The 10,151-nt window shown below is 73.9% G+C and carries 7 protein-coding genes; 6 read left to right on the top strand and 1 reads right to left on the bottom strand.

What is annotated here, in order from left to right:
• Positions 1–118: 118 nt before the first annotated feature.
• Positions 119–1,108 carry an alpha/beta hydrolase gene (locus tag ACH4PU_RS19220; protein WP_398273036.1) on the bottom strand — a complete coding sequence of 330 codons (990 nt, stop codon included), beginning with the start codon at positions 1,106–1,108 and terminating at the stop codon, positions 119–121.
• A gap of 301 nt (positions 1,109–1,409) precedes the next feature.
• Between ACH4PU_RS19220 and ACH4PU_RS19215 the strand changes: the two genes are divergently transcribed.
• The 6 genes from ACH4PU_RS19215 (at position 1,410) to ACH4PU_RS19190 (ending at position 9,975) form a co-directional block, all read left to right on the top strand.
• On the top strand, positions 1,410–3,335 hold the full coding sequence (locus ACH4PU_RS19215) for a serine/threonine-protein kinase (protein WP_398273025.1): 1,926 nt from the start codon (positions 1,410–1,412) through the stop codon (positions 3,333–3,335).
• A 79-nt stretch (positions 3,336–3,414) separates the two neighbouring features.
• Complete coding sequence (mqnC, locus tag ACH4PU_RS19210; RefSeq protein WP_398273023.1) at positions 3,415–4,626, top strand: cyclic dehypoxanthinyl futalosine synthase; 1,212 nt, start codon at positions 3,415–3,417, stop codon at positions 4,624–4,626.
• Positions 4,627–4,640: 14 nt separating this feature from the next.
• Complete coding sequence (locus tag ACH4PU_RS19205; protein WP_398273021.1) at positions 4,641–5,294, top strand: imidazolonepropionase-like domain-containing protein; 654 nt, start codon at positions 4,641–4,643, stop codon at positions 5,292–5,294.
• Between the two features lie 90 nt (positions 5,295–5,384).
• On the top strand, positions 5,385–6,017 hold the full coding sequence (locus ACH4PU_RS19200) for a Uma2 family endonuclease (protein ID WP_398273019.1): 633 nt from the start codon (positions 5,385–5,387) through the stop codon (positions 6,015–6,017).
• Positions 6,018–6,385: 368 nt separating this feature from the next.
• Positions 6,386–7,093: a demethylmenaquinone methyltransferase gene (locus ACH4PU_RS19195; protein ID WP_398273017.1), complete on the top strand. Its 708-nt coding sequence runs from the start codon at positions 6,386–6,388 to the stop codon at positions 7,091–7,093.
• Between the two features lie 104 nt (positions 7,094–7,197).
• The gene (locus tag ACH4PU_RS19190; RefSeq protein WP_398273014.1) at positions 7,198–9,975 is read left to right on the top strand and encodes a hypothetical protein; all 2,778 of its coding nucleotides are present in this window, start codon (positions 7,198–7,200) and stop codon (positions 9,973–9,975) included.
• Positions 9,976–10,151 lie beyond the last annotated feature (176 nt).

Here is a 10,151-nt window from a genome sequence, read left to right as displayed (position 1 = left end):
CGACGGCGTGGGCGTTGTTTCCGGTTGGGGCGCTTTCCGCGCGGGGGGGGCGGGGCGGGCGCGGGGGGGGCCGGCGGGGGGGGGGGGGGGGGCCCCGGGGGGGCCCCCACGGCGGTGATCAGGAGGGGTCCACCGGCCCCGAGATCTGCTCGCTGATCCACTTCATGCTGCCCTCGCCCATCCCCTTCACATAGGACTTCGCGTTGTGCGAACCGCCCTGGATGACCTGGAGATGGGTGTGGATGGGGCCCTTGTTGCCGTAGGTGGCGATGTACTTGTCCACCTTCCCCTTCACGGTCCCTTCAAGGGTGCCGTACTGGAAGGCGAGGTAGACGTCCGGGCCGCCCTTGGCGATCAGCTTCTTGGAGAGCAGCTCGGGGTTGTTCGCGTCCATCTCCTTCTGGTGGCCGTGCCACAGCCGGGAGTCGGGGACGATGTCCGGGCCGGAGGCGATGACGGCCTTGAACTTGTCCGGGTGCTTCAGCACGGCCTTCAGGCCCGCGAAGCCGCCGGTGGAGGAGCCCATGAAGGCCCAGCCGTCGCGGGACTTGATCGTCCGGAAGTTCTCCTTGACGAGCTGCGGAACGTCCTCGGTCAGCCAGGTGCCCATCTTCGGCTGGCCCGGGATGTCACTGCCGTCCCAGTACAGCGGGTCGGCGTTCTGCGGGTTGAGGACGGGCATCGCGATGATGAAGGGCTTGCCCGTGCCCTCCTCGGACCACTTGGCGACGCTCGACTCCAGGCCGAGGTCGGTGCCCATCCAGTAGTTCATGGGGAAGCCGGGGCCGCCGGGGAGCGCGATCAGGACCGGGAAGCCGCTGTGCTTGTACTTGGGGTCCTTGTACTGCTTCGGGGCCCAGACCCAGACCTTGCCGGTGAAGCCGGACTTCTTGCCGTGGTACGTCACCACGCCGATCTCGGTGCCGTCGCTCAGGGTGTTGGCGTTCTTGAACGGGGCCGCCGGGCCCGTCGGCATCGCGATCTTGGAGTCGGACGCCTGCTGGGCGCCCTTTCCACCGTCGTTCCCCCCGGCCTGACCGCCGCCCGCCGGAATGTCCTGGCCGAAGCTGACCGGCTCGCCCTTCCGGGAGAAGGGGCCGATCTCCATGTACTTCATGACACCGGTGGTTATCAGGCCGAGGACGGCTATGGAGGCCACCACTATGATCCAGCGTTTCCGGCCAGAGGCCCGCCGGCGGCTCTGAGACCGGTAGGTCCCGCTCGAGTGCGTCATCGCGTCGCTCCGGACGATTCTGCTGCCCCGAAGGACATGACGGTTTGTTCCTCCCTAGTGGATGGGCAAACCGGGGAGGCGGGTTCCTGGGACAGCCCATGAATTGAGTCATAGGCTGAAAATCAGGGGCCGACAGGGGGCGTACGGCCCCTCCTGGGGGGAGGCGAAGGTCCCGATGCGGCCGTTGCTGGAGGAAGATCCGCGCGCCGTCGGCCCGTACCGGCTGCTGGGCGTGCTCGGCGCGGGCGGCATGGGCCGGGTCTACGTGGGCCGCAACCCCGGCGGCCGGACGGTGGCGGTGAAGGTCGTGCACCCGCGGCTCGCCCTCGACGAGGAGTTCCGCTCGCGCTTCCGCCGCGAGGTGGACACCGCGCGGCGGGTCGGCGGCGCCTGGACCGCGCCGGTCCTGGACGCGGACCCGGACGCGCCGGTGCCCTGGGTGGTGACGGGGTACGTGGCCGGGCCGTCCCTGGACCGGGCGGTCGCCGACGTCGGGCCGCTGCCCGGACCGGCCGTCCGCGCGGTGGGCGCCGGGCTGGCCGAGGCGCTGGCCGCCGTGCACGCGCTGGGCCTCGTCCACCGGGACGTCAAACCCTCCAACGTGCTGCTGCCGCTCGACGGCCCGCGGTTGATCGACTTCGGCATCGCCCGGGCCATGGACGGCACGACCTCGCTCACCGCCACCGGCCTTGTGATCGGCTCGTCCGGGTACATGGCGCCCGAGCAGGTGCTGGGGCGCCCGCTGACCGGGGCGGCGGACGTCTTCTCGCTCGGCGCCGTCCTCGCCTTCGCCGCCGCGGGCGCGGCGCCGTTCCCCGGCGAGCACCACGCGTCGATCAACTACCGCGTGGTCCACGGTGATCCGGAGCTCGGGCCGGGCCTGGACGGTGACCTCCGCGAGGCGGTCACGGCCTGCCTGGCCAAGGACCCGGCCGACCGCCCGGCCCCCGCGGACCTCCTCCGCCGGCTCACCGGCGGCCGTCCGGCGGGTGACCTCGTGGGGCCGGGCTGGCTGCCGGCGCCGCTGGTGGAGCAGGTGAGCCGGCAGGCGGTGGAGTTGCTGGGGCTGGAGGGTGGGGGTGTTCCCTTTGGTTCGCCCGGTGGTGCCTTCGGCCCGGCGACGGGTTACGCGCCGACGGAGTGGGGCGGCGGGGCGCCGTCGGCGGCCGACGGCAGCGGCGGCCGGCACGGCCCGGACGGCACGAGCGGTGGAAACGGCGGGAACGGCGGTCCGGCGGGCGCACGGGAGCCAACGGGCGCGGGCGGTGCCTTCGGGGCACCCCCCTCGGCGCTCCCCGCGCCCCCGCCGGGCTCCTACGCGGAGTGGCCCGACGGCGCGCTCCCCGTACGGGACGGCAGTGGGCCGGGCACGGCGTACGGGCTCGGCGGGGACGCGTACGGCCGGGGCGAGGGCGCGTACGGCGGCGGGGACGCGTACGACGTCTCCGGCGCGAAGACCTACGGCGGACCGGGCGCGGGTCCGTACAGCGACCGCGGCCCGTACGGAGACCGCGGGGCGTCACCGTCCGCTCCCGGGCAGGGCGGTCCCGGGCAAGGCGGTCCCCGGCGGGCCGGTCCCGGCCGGAACGGGGCGCGCCGCCCGGCCGTCCTGGCCGGTGCGGCGGCCGGCGCGGTGGCGGTCGTCCTCGCCGTGCTCCTCGGGCTGGGGGTGTGGCCGTTCGAGAGGGGCGGCGGGCACCACGGCAAGGCGGAGGTGTCCACCGGGTCCGCGTCCCCGGCGGCAGGGGACGTCCCGCGCGGGTTCGTCGGGACGTGGACCGGAGCGGTCAAGCAGCGCGACGGCACCCCCAACGGCTCGGTGACCTCCGTCATCGGCCAGGGGCGGAAGGGCGAGTACGTCGTCCGCAACAGCTACGACGTCCTCGGCGTCTTCCAGTGCCGGGCCAAGGCGGCGCTGCGGTCGGCCACCGCGACGACGATCACGCTCCGCGAGGTGACCGACGGGCCGAAGGCGGCCGGCTGCACCGGCAGCGAGGCGACGCTCGTCTACACCCTCGGTTCCGACGGCACGCTCTCCTACGCCTCCGACGACGCCCAGGGCGGTTCCCCCACCGCCACCCTCACCCGCTCCGGTGGCTGACCCCGGCCGCCCCCGGCGCTGTCGGACCCCTGGCGTAGGCTGGTTCGGACTTCACGAACCCCCTCCGAAGGGACGCACGGTGACAGAGCACGCCGACCTCTCGCCCTCTGAGATCGCAGCCGTCCTCGACCGCGCCGCCGCCGGCGGGCGGATCACTCCGGAGGAGGCGCTCGTCCTCTACCGGTCCGCCCCGCTGCACGCGCTGGGCGCGGCCGCGGACGCCGTGCGCCGCCGGCGCTACGCGGGTACCGAGCACATCGCGACGTACATCATCGAGCGCAACATCAACTACACGAACTCGTGCGTCACGGCGTGCAAGTTCTGCGCGTTCTACGCCCCGCCGAAGAGCGACAAGGTCTGGACCCGGCCCCTCGACGACATCCTGCGCCGCTGCGCGGAGACCGTGGAGCTGGGCGGCACGCAGATCATGTTCCAGGGCGGCCACCACCCGGAGTACGGGGTGGAGTACTACGAGGAGCACTTCTCCGCGATCAAGAAGGCGTTCCCGCAGCTCGTCATCCACTCGCTGGGCGCCTCCGAGGTCGACCACATGGCGCGGATCTCGGGCGTGAGCGCCGAGGAGGCGATCCGCCGGATCCACGCCGCCGGTCTCGACTCGTTCGCGGGCGCCGGCGCCGAGCTGCTGCCGGAGCGGCCGCGCAAGGCCATCGCGCCGCTGAAGGAGTCGGGCGAGCGCTGGCTGGAGATCATGGAGATCGCCCACAACCTGGGCGTCGAGTCGACCTCCACCATGCTGATGGGCACGGGCGAGACCAACGCCGAGCGGATCGAGCACCTGCGGATGATCCGCGACGTGCAGGACCGCACGGGCGGCTTCCGCGCGTTCATCCCGTACACCTACCAGCCCGAGAACAACCACCTGAAGGGCCGGACGCAGGCGACGATCTTCGAGTACCTGCGCATGATCGCCATCGCGCGGCTGTTCCTCGACAACGTCGCGCACATCCAGGGCTCGTGGCTCACCACGGGCAAGGAGGTCGGCCAGCTGTCGCTGCACTACGGCGCGGACGACCTGGGCTCGATCATGCTGGAGGAGAACGTCGTCTCCTCGGCGGGCGCCAAGCACCGCTCGAACCGGCAGGAGATCATCGACCTGATCCGCAAGGCGGGCCGCGTCCCGGCGCAGCGGACGACGACGTACGAGCACATCGTGGTCCACGACGACCCGGCGGACGACCCGGTCGACGACCGCGTCGTCTCGCACCTCTCCTCCACGGCGATCGAGGGCGGCACGGCCCACCCGGAGCTCAAGCTCGTCGCCGCCGACTGAGGCGGGGCCTTCCGGTGCTGACGATCCACGCGGCCGGGCTGCTGCTGACCGGCGACCCGGCGGCGGAGCCCGTGCCCGGCGGCGCGGTCCTCGTCGACGGCGGGGCCGTCGCGGCCCTCGGCCCGCTCGACGAGGTGACGGCGGCGTACCCGGGCGCGCGCGTACGCCGCTGGCCGGGCGTCCTGACGCCCGGCCTCCGGCAGTGGCACGGACTGTGGCTGCTGACGCGCGCCTACCACCCGGACCCGCGTGAGTACGACGAACTCGGCGACCGCCCGCTGACGGGCGACCGCCTCACGGCCCTGGACATGCCGGAAACCCGCAGGTCGGGCAGTGTCCGGCGGGGCCTCCAGCGCATGCTGCGCTACGGCACGACGGCGGTCGGCGGCCCTTTCCGCGACACGGTGGTCCGCACGGCCGTGTCCCGCTCCGGCCTCCGGGAGGTCCCGGCGACCCTCGCCCCCGGCATCACGGCCGCGCCGCCGGACCTCGACCCGTTCCGCAGCGCGTCCGCCCTGGCCGACGTGATCCCCGCCCCCCTGACCGTCGGCGGCCGCGCCGATCTGGCCGCGTTCGACGTCCCGGACGAGACGGGTCTGGTGGCGGCGGGGGCGGGTACGTGTGTGGCGACGGTGCTGGCCGGACGGCTGGTCTACCGGGGCGCCTGAGGGCGGCGCGGTGCGCCCCGCTCATCACATCGGGTGACGGTACCGTCGTATTCAGGACCGCAGTCCGCACGCGCGTCCACGCTCGCGTTCATGGGAGCAGTGATGATCGCAGAACGGCTGGAGCAGGCCGCCGAGCCGGACAAGGCCACTCCTGAGAACTGGATGTTCCCGCCGGAGAACGGATGGACGGTGGACCAGGTGAAGGACCTGGAGCTGCCGTTCGACTGGGAGCTCGTGGACGGAGTGATCGTGGTCAGGGGGCGGACGGTTTGGTGGCACAACAGGGTGCGGGGCAGGATCGCACGGTGCCTGGAGGACGCCTCGCAAGCGCCCTACCTGGTGGAGTCCGAACAGTGTGTGTTCATCGACAGTAACAACCCTCCGGTCCCTGACATCGTCGTCTTCGACAAGACAGGGCTGAATCTCTTCGAGGCGAGGTACATCCCCGTGGAGAAGGCCGTCCTCATGGTCGAGGTCGTCTTCCCCGGCTCCCGCCAGGACGACCGCGTCCGCAAGCCCGCCCTCTACGCCTCCGCCGGGGTGAAGAACTACTGGCGCGTCGAGCGTGGCGAGGACGGGCTGCCGGAGGTGCACGAGTTCTGGCTGCACAAGGAGACCGGGCAGTACGTCTCGGCCCCCGACCGGCCGGTGCACACCGGCAAGCTGGAGACCGACCGGCCGTTCCCCGTCGTCATCGACCTGGCGGGCCTGGTCGAGCTCTGAGGCGGCGCTGCCGTCAAGGATGCGTAGCGGGCGGCGGCGGAAGCGTCAGCAGTCCGTCAAGGAGAACGAGCCCCTCCGCTTTCTTCGGCAGAGTGATCGACGCGGGCCGGCCGCTCCGGTCGTCCGCGGTGCGGAGTTGGGGGCCCGGCCGTTCGACGGCGGGCCGGAAAGAGCGTGTGCCATCGGTGCGGGACGCGGCCGTCGACGGGCGGTGCCGGGTTCCGGGGGACGTGCCGGTGGGCCTGGGGGCGCGGGGGCTCGCAGGAGGGGCGCTCACCGTGCCACGGGAGCGACGTCGTCGCGGAGCGGCCGGGCCGTCCAGAGGCCCCTGTGTCCGGGGGCGGGGGGCGGAGGTGAAGAATGGGGGCGTGACCCGAGCCTCTCTGGACAAGCAGCCGCACGAAGTCGCCGCGATGTTCGACGACGTGGCGGCCAAGTACGACCTGACCAACGATGTGATCTCGCTGGGCCAGGCCCGGCGGTGGCGGAAGCACGTGGCGGCGGCCGTCGCGGGGCGGCCGGGGGAGAGGGTGCTGGACCTCGCGGCCGGCACGGGGACCTCGTCCATCCCGTTCAGCGCGGACGGCGCGTACGTCGTCCCCTGCGACTTCTCGCTGGGCATGCTGCGCGAGGGGAAGAAGCGGCACGAGTGGCTGCCGCTGACCGCCGGTGACGCGACCCGGCTGCCGTTCGCGGACGAGGTGTTCGACGCCGTCACCATCTCCTACGGGCTCCGCAACGTGCAGGACACCGACGCCGCGCTGCGCGAGATGCTGCGGGTGACCAAGCCCGGCGGCCGGGTGGTGATCTGCGAGTTCAGCCACCCCACCTGGAAGCCGTTCCGGACCGTCTACACCGAGTACCTGATGCGGGCGCTGCCGACGGTCGCGCGCGCGGTGAGCAGCAGCCCGGACGCGTACGTCTACCTCGCCGAGTCCATCCCCACCTGGCCGGACCAGCCGGCGCTCGCGGGACGGCTCCAGCGGGCCGGCTGGACGGACGTGGCGTGGCGCAACCTCGCGGGAGGCATCGTCGCCCTGCACCGGGGCAGGAAAGCGGCCACTCCGGCGGGCTGACGTTCGGTAAGGTTCCGGCCCCGGCTTCCCTGTTCGGAGCCGGGAGACACCGAGTCACCGGAGCTTGTATGACGTCGTTCTGCCCGTCTTGTGGGGCTGCCTTCGTGGCTGATGCCCGCTTCTGCATGGCGTGCGGCAAGGAGCGGCCCGTGGCGGAGGCGGCCGGCGCGCCGCCTCCGCCACCCGGCACGCCGCCCCGGCCCGGCGTGGCGTCCCCGCCGTTCGCTCCGCCGCCGGCCGCCCCGCCGTATGCCACGCAGGGCACGTACGTCCCGCACGCCCCGCACGCCGGTGCGTACGGACCGCCGCCCGCCGCCCCTCCGGGTGCGCCGGCCGCGCCGGGGCCCGTGGCCGTGTTCCTGCGCCGGGTGTTCACCGGCGACTGGGCGGGCTCGGTGCTGGCGGCCCTGTGGCCGGTGGCCCTGCTGCTGCTCCTCGCGATCTGTTTCTCCGCCCCCTCCTGGGGTTCGGACGAGGACGACCTGTCCTGGTCCGGACGGTTCCGGATGGTGACCGCCCTGCTGCTCCAGGGCCTCGGCGGCACCGCCGAGGTCTCGGGCGGCGGGTCGCCGTTCGGTCCGTCGCGGGTCAGCGGGTCCATATCGTTCTGGCTGCTCACCATGACGGTCCTGTGGACCGTCGCCGTGGTCCTGGGCGCCCGGTGGCTCCGCCGGGCCCGGCCGGCCGGCGCCGGGATCGACGCCGCGCCGCGCGTCGGGCTGCTGACCGGTGCGGTGGTCCTGGCCCTGGGCCTGTACGGGCAGCCGGACGTGAACGGGGTCGAGCTCTCGACCACGCCGGTGCTCGCCGCGCTGTTCACCTTCGCGCTCACCACGGTGCTCAGCGGTGCCGTGCTCGCGCGGGACACCGTCCTCCCCCGGCTCGGCCCCGGCGCGCGGATGGTCCTGCGGGCGCTCGGCACGGCCCTGCGCGCCGTCGCGCTGGCCGTGGGCCTCTGGTCCGTCGCGCTCCTCGTCATCGTCCTCTACCAGCTCGACAAGGACGGTGACCTCAACGGCTGGGCGTTCGTGGGCATCCTGGTCTTCCTGGTCAACGCGGCGCTCGTGTGCGTCGGCGGCTCCTGGGGCGCCGACCTCAGCGCCAGGATGGGCGCGAACGGCGGTGGCTACGGAAGCGGTTACGACGACGGGGGCTTCGGGTACGGGCGCTCGTCCGGGTCCGGGTCCTTCGGGTCCTCCTCCGGCTTCGGCCGCAACCACGACTTCGGCCTCTCCGAAGCCGGTGACGTGTGGGGGAGCTGGGCCCAGGCGGGCATCGTGGCGATGGGCGTGCTCTGCGCCCTGTCGCTGACCCTGATGCTGGTGCGCCGCTCGCGCGAGGGTCGCAAGGAGCAGGTGCTGACCGGGGTGTTCTTCCTGGCGGCCGTGTGGCTGCTGGGGCTCGCCGCGGGGATCTCGTCCGAGTGGAAGGGGCGTTCCGGCGGGGACTTGATCGGTTCCTTCGCCAACACCGAACTCGGCGTCAACGGCGGTGAACTGTTCCTCTTCGGGACGCTGTGGACGGCCGGCGCGGTGCTGCTCGCGGTGCTCGTCAACAGCGGGCGCGGGACCGGCGGGACGTACGCGGGTCCGTACGGGCCCCCGCCCGGGCCCCCCGCGCCGTTCCACGCGCCGTACGCTCCCCCGATGGGCGCCCCCGCCTCCGCGCCCGGGATGCCTCCGGTTCCTCCGGCCGCGTCTTCCGGCGCGCCGCCGGTGACACCGCCGCCGGTCCCTCCGGCCGGCCCGCCCGCTGGGCCGGCCGTGCCCCCGGCAGGGAGCACGGCCGCAGGCGCCGCGGCCGGGGCCACCCCGCCTGCGGGCGCGCCCACGTCCGCAGGCTCGCCCATATCCGCGGGCGCGCTGTCGGCGGCCGGCCCGCTGGCGTCCTCCGAGGCGCCCACCGTCGTTGGACCGCCCACTGCCTCCGAGGCACCCACGGCCGTCGAGCCGCCCACCGCCGACGAACCGCTCGCAGCCGGTGGAGCCGGCCCCTCGGCGGGCCCCGCCGGAGCAGCGCGCGCCGAGGCGCCCACCGCCGTGGACCCCGCCCCGCCCGCCGGCTCCGCCGCCCCCGCCCCCGCCCGCGGCCGGGCCCTGCGGTGGGCGGCCGTCGGAGCGGCGGCGTTCGTGGTCGGCGGCGTGGCCGCGGCCGGTGTGCTGCTGGTGAACAAGGACGACGGCGGGAAGGACGACCGCGCGTCCCGGCAGTCCGCGAGCAGTGACCAGCGCCCGGCCGGGGGCACCGGCAGCGCCGCCGCCTCCGCGTCCCCCGCGCCGTCGGACTCCCCGTCCGCCGGCCCGGCGACCCCGTCGGAGTCCGCCCCGGGCGACCCGGCCGGCACCGGGGCCCCGTCGAGCACCCCGGACGTCCCCGCCGGTACCAGGACCGCCGCCCCCGACGCGCACGAGCACGTGACGGACCCGACCCGTGACGCGCCGAAGTACTACGAGCTGACCGCCGCCCCGGAGGGTTTCGCGCTCGCCGTCCCCGAGGGCTGGCGCCGTGAGGACAAGGGCAGCGGCCAGATCGACTGGCACGGCCCCACCGGTCCGGAGCACCTGCGCGTCGGCATCGTGAAGAAGGCGGACCAGTCGGCGTACGAGCACTTCGGCGAGCTGGAGCGGACCGTCGCCAAGGAGGACGGCTACCGGCGGCTCCAGTTGACCCGCAACACCTTCAAGGACCGTCCCGGCGCCCTGTGGGAGTGGACCTGGAACGACCACGGCCGCACCATGCACGCCGTCAACCAGGCGTATGTGGACGCCTCCGGGACCGAGTACGCCATCCTCTACCAGGGCCGCGAGGACATGGGCAGCGCGGACGGCTGGCACCGGACGTTCGACACCGCGCTCGACCACTGGACGGCCGGGAAGGACTGAGCCGAGGGCTGGCCGGACCCGTAAGGGACATCCCGGGGCGTGTGGACGGCGGACGTCCCCACGCCCCGGCGCGCGTCCGGCCTCGCCGCGCCCCGCCGCGGCACCGCCCACCCGAGCGTCGGCCCACCGGCCACCCCGCCGCGTCCGGCTCCTAGACTCGTCGGAGACCGAGCAGT

Origin of the sequence: Streptomyces sp. NPDC021100, from assembly GCF_044333095.1 — a bacterium.
Lineage (GTDB): Bacteria > Actinomycetota > Actinomycetes > Streptomycetales > Streptomycetaceae > Streptomyces.
Note: the sequence above shows the minus strand (reverse complement) of the source record. Positions and strands in the feature narration are given on the sequence as shown.

What these genes read in the sequence shown, in the direction of transcription:
- ACH4PU_RS19220 (WP_398273036.1), bottom strand. Translation starts at nt 1,108, where the DNA reads ATGGAGATCGGCCCCTTCTCCCGGAAGGGCGAGCCGGTCAGCTTCGGC.
- ACH4PU_RS19215 (WP_398273025.1), top strand. Translation starts at nt 1,410, where the DNA reads ATGCGGCCGTTGCTGGAGGAAGATCCGCGCGCCGTCGGCCCGTACCGG.
- ACH4PU_RS19200 (WP_398273019.1), top strand. Translation starts at nt 5,385, where the DNA reads ATGGGAGCAGTGATGATCGCAGAACGGCTGGAGCAGGCCGCCGAGCCG.